Origin of the sequence: Mycobacterium stomatepiae (assembly GCF_010731715.1) — a bacterium.
GTDB classification, from domain to species: Bacteria; Actinomycetota; Actinomycetes; order Mycobacteriales; family Mycobacteriaceae; genus Mycobacterium; species Mycobacterium stomatepiae.
In genome coordinates this window covers 5,705,470-5,722,362 of record NZ_AP022587.1, presented here as the reverse complement: position 1 = coordinate 5,722,362, position 16,893 = coordinate 5,705,470, and the positions used below count along the sequence as shown (strand labels likewise).

General features: G+C 66.1%; 16 protein-coding genes and 2 tRNA genes. 4 read left to right on the top strand and 14 right to left on the bottom strand.

Annotation, left to right across the window (positions count from 1 at the left end):
- Positions 1-240 precede the first annotated feature (240 nt).
- The 4 genes from mobA to clpX all read right to left on the bottom strand — a co-directional run bounded on the left by mobA (position 241) and on the right by clpX (position 5,570).
- Positions 241-837, bottom strand: coding sequence for a molybdenum cofactor guanylyltransferase (gene mobA, locus G6N54_RS27185; RefSeq protein ID WP_163793633.1), 597 nt, complete (start codon positions 835-837; stop codon positions 241-243).
- Between the two features lie 12 nt (positions 838-849).
- Positions 850-1,953: a 2-oxoacid:ferredoxin oxidoreductase subunit beta gene (locus G6N54_RS27180; protein WP_163793630.1), complete on the bottom strand. Its 1,104-nt coding sequence runs from the start codon at positions 1,951-1,953 to the stop codon at positions 850-852.
- 48 nt (positions 1,954-2,001) lie between these two features.
- Entirely contained in the window at positions 2,002-3,945 is a 1,944-nt protein-coding gene (locus tag G6N54_RS27175; RefSeq protein WP_163793628.1) for a 2-oxoacid:acceptor oxidoreductase subunit alpha, read from the bottom strand.
- Between the two features lie 344 nt (positions 3,946-4,289).
- A complete protein-coding gene (gene clpX / locus G6N54_RS27170) occupies positions 4,290-5,570 on the bottom strand; it encodes an ATP-dependent Clp protease ATP-binding subunit ClpX (protein WP_036470433.1) in 1,281 nt (426 codons plus the stop codon).
- Positions 5,571-5,859: 289 nt separating this feature from the next.
- Here clpX and mmuM point away from each other — a divergent pair, with 289 nt between their 5' ends.
- Complete coding sequence (gene mmuM / locus G6N54_RS27165) at positions 5,860-6,780, top strand: homocysteine S-methyltransferase (protein WP_232073826.1); 921 nt, start codon at positions 5,860-5,862, stop codon at positions 6,778-6,780.
- Here mmuM and clpP2 read toward each other — a convergent pair.
- From clpP2 to G6N54_RS27145, 4 genes are all read right to left on the bottom strand, one after another.
- Positions 6,777-7,412: an ATP-dependent CLP protease proteolytic subunit ClpP2 gene (gene clpP2 / locus G6N54_RS27160; RefSeq protein WP_108921682.1), complete on the bottom strand. Its 636-nt coding sequence runs from the start codon at positions 7,410-7,412 to the stop codon at positions 6,777-6,779. The genes mmuM and clpP2 overlap by 4 nt on opposite strands.
- Positions 7,409-7,999, bottom strand: coding sequence for an ATP-dependent CLP protease proteolytic subunit ClpP1 (gene clpP1 / locus G6N54_RS27155; RefSeq protein ID WP_163795025.1), 591 nt, complete (start codon positions 7,997-7,999; stop codon positions 7,409-7,411). Before clpP1 ends, clpP2 begins: the two co-directional genes overlap by 4 nt.
- Positions 8,000-8,125: 126 nt before the next feature.
- The gene (tig, locus tag G6N54_RS27150; RefSeq protein WP_163793624.1) at positions 8,126-9,517 is read right to left on the bottom strand and encodes a trigger factor; all 1,392 of its coding nucleotides are present in this window, start codon (positions 9,515-9,517) and stop codon (positions 8,126-8,128) included.
- Between the two features lie 41 nt (positions 9,518-9,558).
- Positions 9,559-9,635, bottom strand: a tRNA-Pro gene (locus G6N54_RS27145).
- A 134-nt stretch (positions 9,636-9,769) separates the two neighbouring features.
- On the opposite strand from G6N54_RS27145, the gene G6N54_RS27140 reads away from it, so the two are divergent.
- Positions 9,770-9,840: transfer RNA gene (locus G6N54_RS27140), tRNA-Gly, on the top strand.
- Between the two features lie 31 nt (positions 9,841-9,871).
- On the top strand, positions 9,872-11,062 hold the full coding sequence (locus G6N54_RS27135) for a serine hydrolase domain-containing protein (protein WP_163793622.1): 1,191 nt from the start codon (positions 9,872-9,874) through the stop codon (positions 11,060-11,062).
- Here G6N54_RS27135 and G6N54_RS27130 read toward each other — a convergent pair.
- The 4 genes from G6N54_RS27130 to G6N54_RS27115 all read right to left on the bottom strand — a co-directional run bounded on the left by G6N54_RS27130 (position 11,032) and on the right by G6N54_RS27115 (position 13,473).
- Positions 11,032-11,223, bottom strand: a complete 192-nt coding sequence (locus G6N54_RS27130; protein WP_163793620.1) for a hypothetical protein — start codon at positions 11,221-11,223, stop codon at positions 11,032-11,034. The genes G6N54_RS27135 and G6N54_RS27130 overlap by 31 nt on opposite strands.
- Positions 11,224-11,438: 215 nt before the next feature.
- Positions 11,439-12,251, bottom strand: coding sequence for an Fpg/Nei family DNA glycosylase (locus G6N54_RS27125; RefSeq protein ID WP_163793618.1), 813 nt, complete (start codon positions 12,249-12,251; stop codon positions 11,439-11,441).
- A gap of 9 nt (positions 12,252-12,260) precedes the next feature.
- Positions 12,261-12,740, bottom strand: coding sequence for a ribose-5-phosphate isomerase (locus G6N54_RS27120; protein ID WP_179969130.1), 480 nt, complete (start codon positions 12,738-12,740; stop codon positions 12,261-12,263).
- Between the two features lie 103 nt (positions 12,741-12,843).
- Positions 12,844-13,473, bottom strand: coding sequence for a mycothiol-dependent nitroreductase Rv2466c family protein (locus G6N54_RS27115; protein ID WP_163795016.1), 630 nt, complete (start codon positions 13,471-13,473; stop codon positions 12,844-12,846).
- A 112-nt stretch (positions 13,474-13,585) separates the two neighbouring features.
- Between G6N54_RS27115 and pepN the strand changes: the two genes are divergently transcribed.
- The gene (gene pepN, locus G6N54_RS27110; protein ID WP_163793614.1) at positions 13,586-16,177 is read left to right on the top strand and encodes an aminopeptidase N; all 2,592 of its coding nucleotides are present in this window, start codon (positions 13,586-13,588) and stop codon (positions 16,175-16,177) included.
- On the opposite strand, the gene G6N54_RS27105 is transcribed toward pepN, so the two are convergent.
- A complete protein-coding gene (locus G6N54_RS27105; protein WP_179969129.1) occupies positions 16,174-16,641 on the bottom strand; it encodes a DUF5130 domain-containing protein in 468 nt (155 codons plus the stop codon). The genes pepN and G6N54_RS27105 overlap by 4 nt on opposite strands.
- Complete coding sequence (ctaJ, locus tag G6N54_RS27100; RefSeq protein WP_163795014.1) at positions 16,628-16,846, bottom strand: aa3-type cytochrome oxidase subunit CtaJ; 219 nt, start codon at positions 16,844-16,846, stop codon at positions 16,628-16,630. The genes G6N54_RS27105 and ctaJ overlap by 14 nt, the downstream gene beginning before the upstream one ends.
- Positions 16,847-16,893 lie beyond the last annotated feature (47 nt).

Sequence of the window (16,893 nt, the reverse complement as noted above, 5' to 3'; positions counted from 1 at the left end):
GCGTTCTTGGTCGTTCGAAAACTACTGTGCCCCAACATAATCCGGTCAGCACTAGCCGGCATGAATCCGGATGCATCCGCAATAAGCACATAATGGTTTGATCAATTGCGGGCGCACCGATTAAGAGAAAGGATTTATAATCGGTTAACTAACCGCGCAGTTCAGCGATATGTTTATCTCGATAAATCGAGCAGAATCCGAGTGATCGGTTTCAAGAATGGCGAAAACTCGCCGGGCCTATCAGGCTCCGGGGTGCACCAGGGCGCGGAACTCGGAGTCGGTGTTGACGTTGGTCAATGCGCGCGAATCCGGCAACACGATCTGCTGGGCGTCGGACGCATCGATCAGCGCGCTCATCCTGCGCTCGCCGGCGGCCACCAGGGCATCAATTCGGTCGGCCAGCTCGGTGCGGTACACCGCCGCCAGGAAGTGGCTGCGACCGTCCCACGGCACGATCACTTCGGCGTCGGTCTTGGTGGCGAGTGCCATCAGGTCGTCGATCAATTCCGGTGTCAGCAAAGGCATGTCGACCGCGGAGACGAAGGCGAACTGAGCGCCCGCTTCCGCAGCAGCACGCAGTCCGCGCCCGGTCGCCGGCAGCGGCCCCAATCCCTGGATCTCGTCACGGATCACCCGCGCCGCCTCCAACTTTGGCAGCGGTTGGCCCGGGGCAGCGACGACGAATACCGGCTCGCAACGCTGAGCCACGACGCCGACCACATACTCGGCCATCGTGGCGGTTCCGCCGGGACCCGGCAAGGTGGCCTTGTCGCGGCCCATGCGCCGCGATTCGCCTCCGGCGAGTACTACTGCGGCCAATGACACTGCATCGGACACCAGCGCAGCCCCTTAGTCGACGGTCCAGGTGTCGCGCCCGCGCAGCAGTGACTGCAGCGCGGCCGCGTCGAACGGCGTTGCGGACCGGGCCGCGGCGACCTGAGCACGGGCCGCGTCATCGTAGGTGGGGCGGTCGACGTTGCGGAAGATGCCCAGCACCGTGTGATCCAGGTTCTGATCCGACAGCCGCGACAGCGCAAACGCGTAACCGGAGTCGTCCGCGTGCGCGTCGTGCTTGACGATCTCTTCGACGGCCACGTCGGCGGTCTTGGCTACCTCGAGGCCGAAGCCCGACTTCACCACGCAGTATTCGCCGTTGGCGCCGAACACAATCGGCTCACCGTGGTGGACGTTGATCACCCGATCCTCGGCGCCCTCCTTGCGCAGCGCGTCGAACGAGCCGTCGTTGAAGATCGGGCAATCCTGCAGGATTTCGAGCACCGCGGCGCCACGGTGCTCGGCGGCACCGCGCAACACCTCGGTGAGCCCGGCACGATCGGAGTCCAGTGCGCGACCGACGAAGGTCGCCTCGGCGCCCAGCGCCAGCGAGGTCGGATTGAACGGGTGGTCCAGCGAGCCCATCGGCGTCGACTTGGTGATCTTGCCGACCTCGGACGTCGGCGAGTACTGGCCCTTGGTCAACCCGTAGATCCGGTTGTTGAACAGCAGGATGGTGATGTTGACGTTGCGGCGCAGCGCGTGAATCAGGTGGTTGCCGCCGATCGACAACGCGTCGCCGTCACCGGTGACCACCCAGACCGACAGGTCTTCGCGGGCCAGTGCCAGACCGGTGGCGATCGCCGGAGCGCGGCCGTGGATCGAGTGGAACCCGTAGGTCTCCAGGTAATAGGGGAACCGGCTCGAGCAGCCGATACCGCTGACGAAGACGATGTTCTCGCGGCGCAGACCCAGATCCGGCAGGAAGTTGCGGATGGTGTTGAGGATGACGTAGTCGCCGCAACCCGGGCACCAGCGCACCTCTTGGTCGCTGGTGAAGTCCTTGCCTTTCTGCGGCGGATCCTCAGAAGACAGAGTGGGCACACCGTCGTTCTTCTTCAGCCTCGGAGTCAGGCCGAGGTCCGTGCCCGCCAGGTCGCCAGCGATCACGTCAGTCATGAGCGCCGCTCCTCCTCATCGCTTCGCTCTGCATCGCCACTGCGCAAGTCATGCGTTAGCTCCAACCGTTGCTGCCGCCATTCTGGCGACCATCGTCTTGTCTTGCTCGATTTCGGCCAGTGTTCCCGCGAGCGCCGCCCGGATAACACGCCCGATTTCGTCGGCCAAAAACGCCAGGCCCTGAACCTTGGTGACCGACTGGACGTCGACCAGATACTTCGCCCGCAGCAACATCGCCAATTGGCCCAGGTTCATCTCCGGTGCCACCACCATCGGGTAGCGCCGCAGCACGTCACCAAGATTGGCGGGGAACGGGTTGAGGTAGCGCAGGTGGGCGTGGGCGACCTTGATGCCCTTGCGCCGCGCGCGCCGGCAAGCCTCGCCGATCGGGCCGTACGAGCTGCCCCAGCCGATCAACAGCAGCTCCGCGTCGCCGGTCGGGTCGTCGACCGCCAGGTCGGGAACCGAGATGCCGTCGATCTTGGCCTGGCGGATCCGCACCATGAGGTCGTGGTTGACCGGCTCGTAGGAGATGGCGCCCGAACCGTTCGCGGCTTCCAGGCCACCGATGCGGTGTTCGAGACCGGGGGTGCCCGGAACGGCGAACTGGCGGGCCAGCGTCTCCGGGTCGCGCGCATACGGCTGGAAGGGCTCGTCGGGCTTGGCGAAGGTGTGCTGGATGTGCGGGAGTGAGCCGACATCCGGGATCTGCCACGGCTCAGAGCCGTTGGCGATCGCGCCGTCGGACAGCAGGATCACCGGCGTGTGGTACGACACCGCGATGCGCACCGCCTCGAGCGCGGTCTCGAAGCAGTCCGACGGCGACCGCGGCGCCAGCACCGCCACCGGCGACTCGCCGTTGCGGCCAAACAGCGCCTGCAGCAGGTCGGCTTGTTCGGTCTTGGTCGGCAGACCGGTCGACGGTCCACCCCGCTGGACGTCGACGATCAGCAGCGGCAGTTCGGTCATCACGGCCAGGCCGATCGCCTCGGACTTCAGCGAGATACCCGGCCCCGAGGTGGTGGTGACGCCCAGCGCGCCGCCGTACGAGGCGCCGATCGCGGCGCAGATGCCGCCGATCTCGTCCTCGGCCTGGAAGGTGATCACGTTGAAGTTCTTGTGCTTGGACAGCTCGTGCAAGATGTCCGACGCCGGAGTGATCGGGTAGCTGCCGAGGACGACCTGAAGGTCGGCAACCTGACCGGCCGCGATGATGCCGTAGGCCAGCGCCGTGTTGCCGGAGATCTGGCGGTACTCACCGGTCGGCAGCGTCGCCCGGGACACCTCGTAGGTGGTGCCGAATGCCTCGGTGGTTTCGCCGTAGTTCCAGCCCGCCTTGAGCGCGAGCACGTTGGCCTCCGCGACGTCGGGCTTGCGGACGAACTTCTCCCGGATGAAGTTCTCGCTGGTCTGGATCGGCCGGCCGTACATCCACGACAGCAGGCCCAGCGCGAACATGTTCTTGGCGCGCTGCCCGTCTTTCTTGCTCGCGCCGATCGTCTCGACGGCACCCAGCGTCAGCGTGGTCATCGCGACGGAATGCACGACGTAGTCGGACAGCTCGTCGGTCTCCAGCGGGTTTGCTACATAACCGACCTTGGTCAGGTTGCGCTTGGTGAATTCGTCGGAGTTCGCAATCACCATTCCGCCGCGCGGCAGGTCGCCGATGTTGGCCTTCAACGCGGCCGGGTTCATTGCGACGAGCACGTCCGGCCGGTCGCCCGCGGTCAGGATGTCGTAGTCGGCGATTTGAATCTGGAAGGACGAGACCCCGGGCAATGTGCCTGCGGGGGCCCGGATCTCGGCGGGATAGTTCGGCTGCGTCGCCAGGTCGTTACCGAAAAGTGCGGCCTCAGAGGTGAACCGGTCACCGGTCAGCTGCATGCCGTCGCCGGAGTCGCCGGCGAATCGGATGACAACCTGTTCCAGACGTTGGCGGTCCGAGGACCCGCCATGAGAATCTGACCCGGCTCCACTGCCGTTCAAATCCACGTCTCCGCCTTCCATTTGTTAACCGGACAGGCACTCATCCGAAGTTTCAGGTTACGCGCCGTCAAAGGGAGCCCCGCTCTCACACGATTGAATGAGACTGGTAGTACCAATTATTGCATTGGTTTTCGGGTCACAAGGACGTCTCCGGCTGCGCATACTTACCAATATCTTAGGCAAAACGCGTAGTCAGTGAGGGCTACCGACGAGTACGACACAAAACTGTGGTTTTGGTCACTTCGGCACCGGGTTGTAACCCACCGTTGTCCGGGGTGTGATTCAGTGACGCCGTTTCGGGCGTCACGAGGATTCTGGCGGGGGCAACCCGGCCGCCGGCGCTTTAAGAGCTAGGCGCTCTTGTCGCGGCGCTCGGTGCGCGACGGCTTGCGCGGCACGATCGTCGGCAAGACATTGTCCTGCACCGTTTCCTTGGTCACGACCACCTTGGCGACGTCATCGCGGCTCGGGATGTCGTACATCACCGGCAGCAGGACCTCTTCCATGATGGCGCGCAGGCCACGGGCACCAGTGCCGCGATGAATCGCCTGGTCGGCGATCGCCTCGAGCGCGTCGTCGCTGAACTCCAGCTCCACGCCGTCCATCTCGAACAGCCGGGTGTACTGCTTGACCAGCGCGTTCTTTGGCTCGGACAGGATCTTGACCAACGACTCCATGTCGAGGTTGGTGACCGAGGCGACGACCGGGAGCCGGCCGATGAACTCGGGGATCAGTCCGAACTTGATCAGATCCTCGGGCATCACTTCGGCGAAGTGGTCGGTCGTGTCGATCTCGGCCTTAGAGCGAACCTCGGCACCGAAGCCCAGACCGCGCTTGCCGACGCGCTCGTAGATGATCTTCTCCAGGCCGGCGAACGCACCCGCGACAATGAACAGCACGTTGGTGGTGTCGATCTGGATGAACTCCTGGTGCGGGTGTTTGCGGCCGCCCTGCGGGGGAACCGACGCCTGCGTGCCCTCCAGAATTTTCAGCAGCGCCTGCTGCACGCCCTCGCCGGAGACGTCGCGGGTGATCGACGGGTTCTCGCTCTTGCGGGCGATCTTGTCGACCTCGTCGATGTAGATGATGCCGGTCTCGGCGCGCTTGACGTCGTAGTCGGCGGCCTGGATCAGCTTGAGCAGAATGTTCTCGACGTCCTCCCCGACGTAACCGGCTTCGGTCAGGGCGGTGGCATCCGCGATGGCGAACGGCACGTTGAGCATCTTGGCCAGGGTCTGAGCCAGGTAGGTCTTACCGCAGCCGGTTGGGCCGAGCATCAAGATGTTGGACTTGGTCAGCTCGACCGGCTCGCACCGGGAGTCACGACCCTTTTCGCCGGCCTGGATCCGCTTGTAGTGGTTGTAGACCGCGACGGCCAGCGTGCGCTTAGCGGTGTCCTGCCCAATGACGTATCCCTCGAGGAATTCCCGGATCTCGGCCGGCTTGGGCAGCTCGTCCAGCTTGACGTCGTCGGCGTCCGCCAGCTCCTCTTCGATGATCTCGTTACAAAGATCAATGCACTCATCGCAGATGTAGACCCCCGGGCCCGCAATGAGTTTCTTAACCTGCTTCTGACTCTTTCCGCAGAACGAGCACTTCAGCAGATCACCGCCGTCTCCGATGCGCGCCATGGTGCCTCAGTGCCTACTTCCTGTAGCCGTACGTCTTTTAACGTGCCGCATGTATTCCCCCCGACGCTACCCGCTGGATCGGGCCCGCCGCGACCATTAGCGCCGAATCGCGTCGGTGGTATTCGTGCCTGTCCGAAAACATATAGCCCGACAACCCCCGTCACTGGCGCAGACGCGCTTTCCGTGTCTTTGGCGTGTCGCGGTCGTTACCCGACCGAGGCTGCTAATGCGAAACGGGCTGGTTGCCAGGCCACCACCATACAGTGGCCGGGTGGGATTGGCTGCCGGAATTTGCAAGGCGGACGAATCCGTGCTGATCAGCGACGGAGGTCTGGCGACCGAGCTGGAAGCACGTGGTCACGACCTGTCCGACCCGCTATGGTCGGCGCGGCTGCTGTCGGATGCGCCGCAGGAAATCGCCGCGGTACATGCCGCCTATTTTCGGGCCGGCGCCACGATCGCGACCACCGCCAGCTACCAGGCGTCGTTCGAAGGCTTTGCGGCCCATGGCTTTGACCGCGAGCGGGCCGTCGAATTGTTGCGCCGCAGCGTCGAACTCGCGCGGGCGGCGCGCGACGAGGCCGGCGCCGGCGACCTCCTCGTCGCCGCATCGGTCGGACCCTACGGCGCGGCACTGGCCGACGGATCCGAATACCGCGGGCGTTACGGGCTTTCCGTCGCGGCGCTCAAGCGCTGGCATCGACCGCGACTGGAGACTCTGGCCGCGGCGGGCGCCGACGTGCTGGCGTGCGAGACCGTGCCGGACGCCGACGAAGCCGAGGCGCTGGTCGACCTGGTAGGGGCGGCCGGCGTGCCGGCCTGGCTCAGCTACACGATCGACGGGTCGCGCACGCGCGCCGGCCAGCCGCTCGCCGAGGCGTTCGCGGTGGCCGCCGGTGTCGACGAGATCGTCGCGGTCGGCGTCAATTGCTGCGCCCCCGACGACGTGCTGCCCGCCATTGAGGTCGCGTCGACGATCGGTAAGCCGGTGATCGTCTATCCGAACAGCGGCGAACGATGGGATGGGAGCAAGCGGCAATGGATCGGGCGGTCACGGTTCTCCACCGAGCTCGCCCGGCAGTGGATCGCGGCCGGGGCGCGCATCGTCGGAGGATGTTGCCGGGTCGGGCCGGCCGATATCGCCGCGCTGGCGGCCGTCGCAGAAATTGCCGAGCGAGCGGCCGTCGCAAAAGACGCCGAAAGCCGTTAGGCGTTCTGCGCGGAGAGCTTCCGGTACTCGAGTACGGTGTCGATGATCCCGTAGTCCTTGGCATCTTCGGCGGTCAGGATCTTGTCCCGATCGGTGTCCTTGCGGATCACCGCGGCGTCCTTATTGGTGTGCCGGGCCAGCGTGGTCTCCATCAGCGTGCGCATCCGCTCGATCTCGGCGGCCTGGATCTCCAGGTCGGAGAACTGCCCCTGGATCACGCCGGACAGCGACGGCTGGTGGATCAGCACGCGCGCGTTCGGCAGTGCCATCCGCTTCCCCGGCGTGCCGGCGGCCAGCAGCACCGCGGCGGCCGAGGCGGCCTGACCCAGGCACACCGTCTGGATGTCGGCCCGCACGTACTGCATGGTGTCGTAGATCGCCATCAGCGAGGTGAACCCGCCGCCGGGCGAGTTGATGTACATGGTGATGTCGCGGTCGGGGTCCAGCGACTCCAGCACCAGCAGCTGGGCCATGATGTCGTTCGCCGAGGCGTCGTCGACCTGCACGCCGAGGAAGATGATGCGCTCCTCGAACAACTTGTTGTACGGGTTCGACTCCTTGACACCGAAGCTGGAGTGCTCGATGAACGACGGCAGGATGTAGCGCGCCTGGGGTTGGGTTTCGGGGTTCACTGGGCTTCTCCATTGGTGATGTGGGCGGCGCGGGTGATGATGTGGTCGACGAAGCCGTACTCCAAGGCCTCCGGTGCGGTGAACCAGCGGTCGCGATCGGAATCCGCCTCGATCCGCTCGATCGATTGTCCGGTGAACTCCGCGTTGAGCCGGAACATCTCCTTCTTGATGACGTGGAATTGTTCGGCCTGGATCGCGATATCGGCCGCGCTGCCCGTCACCCCGCCCAGCGGCTGGTGCATCAGGATGCGGGCGTGCGGCAGCGCGTAGCGCTTGCCCTTGGTGCCCGCGGCCAACAGAAACTCGCCCATCGAGGCGGCCATGCCCATCGCGTAGGTGGCGATGTCACAGGGGGCCAGCACCATCGTGTCGTAGATCGCCATCCCCGCGCTGATCGATCCGCCCGGGGAGTTGATGTACAGGGAGATGTCCTTGTCGCCATCCTCGGCGGCGAGCAGCAGAATCTGCGCGCACAACCGGTTGGCGACCTCGTCGTTCACCTCCGAACCCAGGAAGATGATGCGCTCGGAGAGCAAGCGCTCATAGACCGAGTCCGTGAGGTTGAGACCCACCGAATTCGAACGCATATCACTCACGACTGGGTTACCTGCTTTCTTTCAGATCTGTACTGACGACACTAACCAACCGCGCGCGCCGTTTCGCGGCCACGCACCCCCGAAACGGGCGCGTTCGCTCACAGCGTCACGGTTGGGTCATTCCTCGCCGGACTCTTCGACCGCGTCGTCGGCGTCATCGGAGTCCTCATCGTCGGCGTCGTTCTTCGCCCGATCCGGGAAGAACTCGCTCGTGTCGATCGTGTTGCCGTCGGTGTCGGTGACCGTCGCCTTCGATACCACCGCGGCGATCGCCAGACCGCGCCGCACGTCGGCGAACATGGCCGGCAGCTGGTTGTTTTCCTGAAGGTAGGAGAACAGCTGTTGCGGCTCGATGCCGTACTGCCGCGACGTCGCCACCAGTCGCTCGGTCAGATCGTCCTGGCCGACCTGGACTTCCAACTCGTCAGCGAGCGCGTCGAACAACAGCTGCCGCTGGACGTCCTTCTCCACCGCGCTGCGGGTTTCGGTTTCGAACTCCTCGCGCGTCTTGCCCTGTTCGGCCAGCACCTCGGCGAACTTGGCTTCGTCGTGATTGACGCTGTCGATGGCGCCGTGCATGGCGCTGTCGAACTGTTCGGCGACGATGCCCTCCGGCAGCGGCACGTCGACCTGCTCGAGCAGCGCGTCCATCGCGGCTTCCTGGATCTTGCCCGCTTGCTCGGCGCGCTTGAGGTTGCCCACCTGGTCGCGCAGGTTGGTGCGCAGTTCGTCGATCGTGTCGAATTCGCTTGCCAATTGCGCGAATTCGTCGTCGGGTTCGGGCAGTTCGCGTTGCTTGATGGTCTTGACGGTTACGGTCACCTGCGCGTCCTTGCCGGCGTGTTCGCCGGTGGCAAGCTTGGCGGTGAATTCCTTGGATTCGTCGACCGACAGGCCGATGATCGCATCGTCGAGGCCCTCGATGAGCCGGCCGGAGCCGACCTCGTGCGACAAGCCTTGCGCGGCGGCGCCCGGTATGTCCTCGCCGTCGATCGTCGCCGACAGGTCGATCGAGACGAAATCACCGTCGGCGACCGGACGGTCCACTCCGGTCAGGGTGCCGAACCGGGCCCGCAGCGACTGCAGCTCGGCGTCGACGTCGTCGTCGCTGACCTCGATCGGATCCACCGACACCTTCAGCGTGCTGAGGTCCGGCAGCGTGATCTTGGGGCGGACGTCGACCTCGGCGGTGAATGCGAGGTCCTCGCCGTACTCCTTCTTGGTCACCTCGATCTCGGGACGTCCGATCGGGTGCACCTCGGTTTCGCTGACCGCCTGCCCGTATCGGGTGGGCAGCGCCTCGCTGACGACCTGGTCGAGCATCTCCTCGCGGCCGAAGCGGGCCTCCAGCAACTTCATCGGTACCTTGCCGGGCCGGAACCCGGGCAGCCGGACCTGCCGGGCCAGCTCCTTGTAGGCGCGCTGGAAATCGGGCTCGAGTTCGGTGAACGGCACCTCCACGTTGATGCGCACCCGGGTGGGGCTCAACTGCTCGACGCTGCTCTTCACGGATGTGCTCCTCGTTCTTTGTTTCGTTGGTGCGGCAGTGCTGGTCGGGGTGACAGGATTTGAACCTGCGGCCTTCCGCTCCCAAAGCGGATGCGCTACCAAGCTGCGCTACACCCCGCGCTGACCTCGCGATCCTACGGCTCGACCGCGTCGCCCCGACAGCGACCTCGCAGACCTAACAGAGCGATCACGAGACCGCGTCGATTAGATTTGATGTTCGCCGCCAGATACAGTCACGCTCGACTAATGCATGCGGGCGTAGCTCAATGGTAGAGCCCTAGTCTTCCAAACTAGCTACGCGGGTTCGATTCCCGTCGCCCGCTCGGGGTAAGTGCTGCTCCACAGAAAGGCGCCATGAGCGACCTGAAGACGGATGCTGACATTCGCGGCTCGTGCGCGTCCGACTTCGTCGGGATACGCAGCGCATTCGAGCGCAATTTCACGCAGAACAACGAGCAGGGCGCGGCCGTCGCCGTATGGGTAGACGGTGACCTCGTCGTCAACCTCTGGGGCGGCTGGGCCGACGCGGCCGGCACCCGGCCCTGGCAGCAAGACACCCTGACCACCGTGCTGTCCGGCACCAAAGGTCTGTCGGCGACCTGCGTCCACCAGCTCGTCGACCGTGGTCAGCTGGACCTGCAGGCGCCGGTGGCCCGGTATTGGCCGGAATTCGGGCAGGCCGGCAAAGAAGACATCACCTTGGCCATGGTGATGAGCCACCGATCCGGAGTGATCGGACCCCCGGCACCGATCACCTGGCAGCAGGTGTGCGACTGGGACTTCGTCTGCGATCAGCTGGCAACCGCCGAACCCTGGTGGGAGCCGGGCACCGCCCAGGGCTATCACATGACCACGTTCGGCTTCATCCTCGGCGAGGTGTTCCGCCGGGTCACCGGCCGCACGATCGGTCAGTACCTGCGCGCCGAGATCGCCGAACCGCTGGGCGCCGACGTCCACATCGGACTGTCGGACGCCGAGCAGCTCCGCTGCGCCGAGCGGGTGAACAAACCGCACATGCACGATCTGCTCACGCACGTTCCCAGCCAGCCCACCTCACTCGCCGAGCACCCCAAGGCCGGCCTCTCGGTCGCAATGGGGTGGGCCCCGGACGACGAGGTCAGCTCGTATGACCTCGACCTGTGGCGCCGCCTCGAGTTCCCCGGCACCAATGGCCAGGTGTCCGCGCTGGGGCTGGCGACGTTCTACAACGCGCTGGCCCAGGAGAAACTGCTCAGCCGCGAGCACATGGACCTGATCCGGGAATGCCAGGGCGGCCTGGAAACCGACCTGGTGCTGGGACCCCGGGTCGCCGACCACGGCTGGGGCCTGGGCTACATGCTCAACCAACGTCGCGTCAACGGACCCAACCCGCGGATCTTCGGCCACGGCGGTCTGGGTGGCTCATTCGGGTTCGTCGACCTGGAACACCGCATCGGCTACGCGTACGTGGCGAACCATTTCGACGCCACCAAGGCCAACGCGGACCCGCGCAGCACCGCGCTGTCCAACGAGGTCTACGCCGTGCTGGGCGTCGACGCCTCCTGATTCTCCCGAGATAACCGCGCCCTGCCGAACGATGCCGGCCGGGCGCGGTTGTTGATGTGGACTTCTATCAGGGATGCCATCCGGGCGGTCCCGACGGCCCCCAGCCCGGAGGCGGCGGCGGTCCAGGCGGTCCCCAGCCCGGCGGCGGCGGCGGTCCCCACCCAGGGCCCCCGGCCGGTCCGGGCGGGTTCCAGCCCCCGGGCCCGCCGCGCCAGTCATGGCAGCTGTTCCAGTCCCAGTTATTGCCCCAGCCCGGGTCCCAGAACTCGCCCGGCCAAAATCGTTGCAGCAAAACGTGGAATTGTTTTCACGAGCCACGTCGTACCCGAGAGCGTCGCGCCCCAAACTGTAGACGCCAGCGTCTCTTCCTGTCAGTTCAGCCGGGTGGCTCACTTTGACACGTCGGGCACCAGAACACGTTTCGGCCCTCGAGCACTGCCGTGCAGATGGGGTCCCCCGAGACGCGGCACGGCTCGCCGGCGCGCCGGTACACATAGGTGCGGGGCCGGTCGGGCGCATAGGACGGCGGGCCGTGATCGTGTTCGGGCCGAACAACGACGATCTTGCCGCCGCGCAAGCCGACCTTCATCAGCGCGACCAAATCGGTCCAGGCGGCGTCGAACTCGGCCTCGCTCACTGCCCGGCCGGGCCGGTACGGGTCGATGCGATGCCGGAACAACAACTCACTGCGGTACACATTGCCCACTCCGGCAATGACGGTCTGATCCATCAATAATGCACCGATAGGCCTGCGGGACTTCGTGATTCGATTCCACGCCCATGCCGGATCGGCATCGCTGCGCAGCGGGTCAGGGCCGAGCTTCGCCACGACCTCACTCGCCTGAGCCTCGTCGATCACCTCGCACACCGTCGGGCCGCGCAAGTCGGTTCCGTACTCGGCGCCGACCATCCGCATGCGTACCTGTCCGACCGGCTCCGGAAGCTCCTCGGAGCGTTCCCATTCGGTGAAGGTGCCGTACAGACCGAGGTGCACGTGCACGATCGGGCCGCCGGCGTAGTGATGGAACAGATGCTTGCCCCATGCGTTCGACTTGCGCAGCACCCGGCCGTCGACGGCGGCCGCCGCCTCGGCGAAGCGGCCCTGCGGGCTGGACACGGCGACGGGCGCGCCGCCGAAGCGCCGTTGGTGCAGCCGGGCCAGCCGGTGCAGCGTATGCCCTTCGGGCAACGGGCGCCCTTACGCCGGCACGCCGGGTACCGGCGGCGCCTGATGGGTGCGCTCGTACTCGTCGAGTATGTCGATACGCCGTTGGTGGCGTTCGGCTTTCGACCACGGCGTGGTAAGGAAGGCGTCGACGAACGTCAGCGCCTCGGCGACGGTGTGCATCCGGCCGCCGATGCCGATCAGCTGTGCGTTGTTGTGCTGACGGGCCAGCGACGCGGTCTCAACGCTCCACGCCAGCGCGCAGCGCGCGCCCGGCACCTTGTTCGCCGCGATCTGCTCGCCGTTGCCCGATCCGCCGATCACGATGCCGAGGCTGTCGGGATCGGCCACCGTGCGTGTCGCGGCGTCGATGCAAAACGCGGGGTAGTCGTCCTCGGCGTCATAGGTGAAGGCGCCGCAGTCGATCGGCTCATGTCCGGTGCTCTCGAGGTGCTCGATGATCGCTTGCTTGAGCTCGAATCCAGCGTGGTCTGAACCCAGGTAGACGCGCATGCCCGACATACTTCCTTGCCGGATCCGAGCTCCGCAACGCGGGACCGACTAGCCGCGATCGCAAGCGCGGGGCGACCGGGTGAACCCGGTCGCCCCGGCAGGCCTAGTCGAATTCGGGCTTCTCGTGACGGCTGCGCTTGAGCTCGAAGAAATGCGGATAGGCGGCGAAGGTCACTGAGGCGTCCCATAGCTTGCCGGCCTCCTCGCCGCGCGGGATCCGCGACAGCACCGGCCCGAAGAACGCGACACCGTTGACGTGAATGGTCGGCGTGCCGACGTCGTCGCCGACCGCGTCCATGCCGGCGTGGTGGCTCTTGCGAAGCGCCTCGTCGTAGGCCCCACTGGTCGCGGCCTCGGCCAGCTCCGCGGGCAGACCGACCTCGTCGAGCGCCAGCTTGATGACGTCCGCGAGTTCCTTGTTGCCCTTGTTGTGAATCTGGGTGCCCATCGCGGTGTAGAGCGGGGCCAGCACCTCGGCGCCGTGCGCCTGCTCGGCGGCGATCGCCACCCTTACCGGACCGAAGGCCGACTTCATCTTCTCCCGATACTCCTCCGGCAGGCCCTCGCGGTTCTCGTTGAGCACCGCCAGGCTCATGACGTGGAAGTTCACGTCGATGTCGCGAACCTTTTCCACCTCGAGGATCCAGCGTGACGTGATCCATGCCCAGGGGCATAGCGGGTCGAACCAGAAGTCGGCTTGGTTTTTGACGGGGCCTTGTCGGACATTGCGCAGTCCTCTCCGGACGAGATCGGGAACGGTCAGAACACCGCTCAACACAACCGCAGCCGCCGCCCGCGCGTTCCCGTTCCGCACTGTTTGCTCGCGACGCTACTAAGTTGGACGGGTGGCACTTCCTCACCTCACCCGCGACCAAGCCGTCGAACGTGCGGCGCTGATCACCGTCGACAGCTATCAAATCAGCCTCGACGTCACCGACGGCTCCGGTCCTGGCGGCGCGCCTGGCGAACGAACTTCGCGTACTTTCCGGTCCACCACCACCGTGGTGTTCGACGCCGTCGCCGGCGCCGACACGGTGATCGACCTGGCCGCCGAGACCGTCCGCAGCGCCACCCTCAACGGGCGCGATGTGGACGTCTCCGGATACGACGAGTCGACCGGCATCCCGTTGCGCGGACTGGCCGACCGCAACGTCGTCGTCGTCGACGCCGACTGCCGTTACTCCAACACCGGCGAGGGACTGCACCGCTTCGTCGACCCGGTCGACAACGAGACCTACCTGTACTCGCAGTTCGAAACCGCCGATGCCAAGCGGATGTTCGCCTGCTTCGACCAACCCGACCTCAAGGCCACGTTCGACCTGCGGGTGACCGCGCCGGCGCACTGGAAGGTGATCTCCAACGGCGCCACCACGTCGGTCGACAACGGCGTGCACAGTTTCGCGGTCACGCCGCGGATGAGTACCTACCTGGTGGCCTTGATCGCGGGCCCGTATTCGGAGTGGAAGGACTCCTACAGCGACGAGCACGGCGAGATCCCGCTGGGCATCTACTGCCGCACCTCGCTGGCCCAGCACATGGACGCCGAGCGTCTGTTCACCGAGACCAAACAAGGATTCAGCTTCTACCACAAGAACTTTGGGGTTCCCTACGCGTTTGGCAAATACGACCAGCTGTTCGTTCCCGAATTCAACGCCGGCGCAATGGAAAACGCCGGGGCGGTCACCTTCCTCGAGGATTACGTGTTCCGCAGCAAGGTCACCCGCGCCTCCTACGAGCGGCGCGCCGAGACGGTGTTGCACGAGATGGCGCATATGTGGTTCGGCGACCTGGTCACCATGACCTGGTGGGATGACTTGTGGCTCAACGAATCCTTCGCCACGTTCGCCTCGGTGCTGTGCCAGGCCGAATCGACCGAATACACCTCGGCGTGGACAACCTTTGCCACCGTCGAGAAGTCGTGGGCCTACCGCCAGGACCAATTGCCGTCCACGCACCCGATCGCCGCCGACATCCCCGACCTGCACGCTGTCGAGGTGAACTTCGACGGCATCACCTACGCCAAGGGCGCTTCGGTGCTCAAGCAGCTGGTCGCCTACGTCGGGCTGGAGCATTTCCTGGCCGGGCTGCGCGACTACTTCCGCGCGCACGCATTCGGCAACGCCACATTCAGTGACTTGCTCGGGGCGCTGGAAAAGGCGTCGGGCCGCGACCTGTCGAACTGGGGTCAGCAGTGGCTGAAGACCACCGGGCTGAACACCCTGCGCCCGGAGTTCGACACCGACGCCGACGGGAAGTTCACCCGGTTCGTGCTGACGCAGAGCGGCGCCGCTCCGGGAGCGGGTGAGACCCGGGTGCACCGGCTGGCGGTCGGGATCTACGACGACGACGGCGCGGGCAGGCTGGTGCGGGTGCACCGGGAGGAACTCGACGTCGATGGAGCCGAGACGGAAGTCCCTGGGCTGGTTGGTGTTTCGTCCGGGCAGCTGATTCTGGTCAACGATGACGACCTGACCTACTGCTCGCTGCGCCTCGATGCCCGGTCGTTGCGGACCGCGCTGGAGCGCATCGCCGACATCGCCGACTCACTGCCCCGCTCGCTGGTGTGGTCCGCGGCGTGGGAGATGACTCGCGAGGCGGAAATGCGTGCCCGCGATTCCGTCGCCCTAGTCTCCGGCGGCGTGCAGGCCGAGACGGAAGTGGGTGTGGCACAACGACTGCTGCTGCAGGCGCAGACGGCGCTGGGCGCTTATGCCGAGCCGGGCTGGGCCCGTGAGCACGGCTGGCCGCAGTTCGCCGACCGGGTGCTGGAGCTGGCCCGCGCCGCCCAGCCGGGATCGGATCACCAGCTCGCCTACGTCAACACGCTGTGCTCGTCGGTGCTGTCCGACCGGCACCTCGCGGCGCTGGCCGACCTGCTCGATCGCGACCCGTCCGAGTTGGGCCTGGGGGGCCTCGAGATCGACACCGATCTGCGCTGGCGCATCGTGACCGCGCTGGCCACCGCCGGCGATATCGACGCCGACGGAATCCAGACGCCGTTCATCGACGCCGAGGTGCGGCGCGACCCGACGGCCACCGGCAAGCGGCACGGCGCCCAGGCCGCCGCGGCCCGTCCGCAGCTCGAGGTCAAGGAGCAGGCGTTCACCACGGTGGTCGAGGACGACACCCTGGCCAACACGTCGGCCCGCTCGATCATCGCGGGCTTCGGGGCGCCCGGCCAGGGTGAGTTGCTCAGGCCGTTCGCCGCGCGCTATTTCCAGGCCATTCCCGGCGTCTGGGCGCGGCGCTCCTGCGAGGTCGCGCAGACCGTGGTGGTCGGGCTGTACCCGTCCTGGGACATCAGCGAGGACGGCATCGCCGCCGCCGACACATTCCTGTCCGACCCCGAGGTGCCCCCGGCCTTGCGCCGCCTCGTGGTCGAGGGCCAGGCCGGGGTGAAGCGGGCGTTGCGCGCGCGCCGGTTCGACGGTGCTTAGGCTGGTGAGATCCCGGCGCTGAGTACGCGGATCGCGCTGACCAGGCCGTCGACCAGGTGGCCCTGCTCGAACGCCGACGAGGCCGCGGCCACGCCCAGCGGGGCGGCCGACTCGGCACCACGCCCGCGTACCTCCGAGCCGTAGACCACCTCGATGACCGCCTGGTCGAGCGAGACGGCCAGCAGCACCGCGTTATTCGGCGTCGGCACGTCGGCCAGGATCTCGCGAGCCCGGGCCGCGGTGTCGCTACCCAGGTCGCCGATGTAGATGGCGAACCGCGTCATCGACTGGCGCGAACCGTATTTCAAGGCGTCGTCGATGGCGACGAGGTCCTTGATCGGGAACGGGTAGTGCACCGAGATTTCGCCGGGCTCGGTGACCCCGGACACCCGTCCGCTGGTGGTGATCGCAAAGCCCAACGGCAGTGCGGCGGGTGCCTTCGTCGCTACCTCACCATGTGCCACTGGCGCCACCTCCGACCGAGAACTCGTCATGTCCGTGCGAGTGGCCGACGAACTCGTCGGTGGCAGCCCACAGAATCGGTGGATGCGTCCACGATTCGGACATCTTGTACGTCGCGGGGTGCGGCCCCTTGCGCGACCAGATCAGCGCCGCCAGCACGATGACCAGCAACGCCGGGATTCCAACCAGGTACAGGTGAATCTCCATAGCGCTCACGACCGAAACCGTATCCCACGCAGTGATCCCGCGGCGCG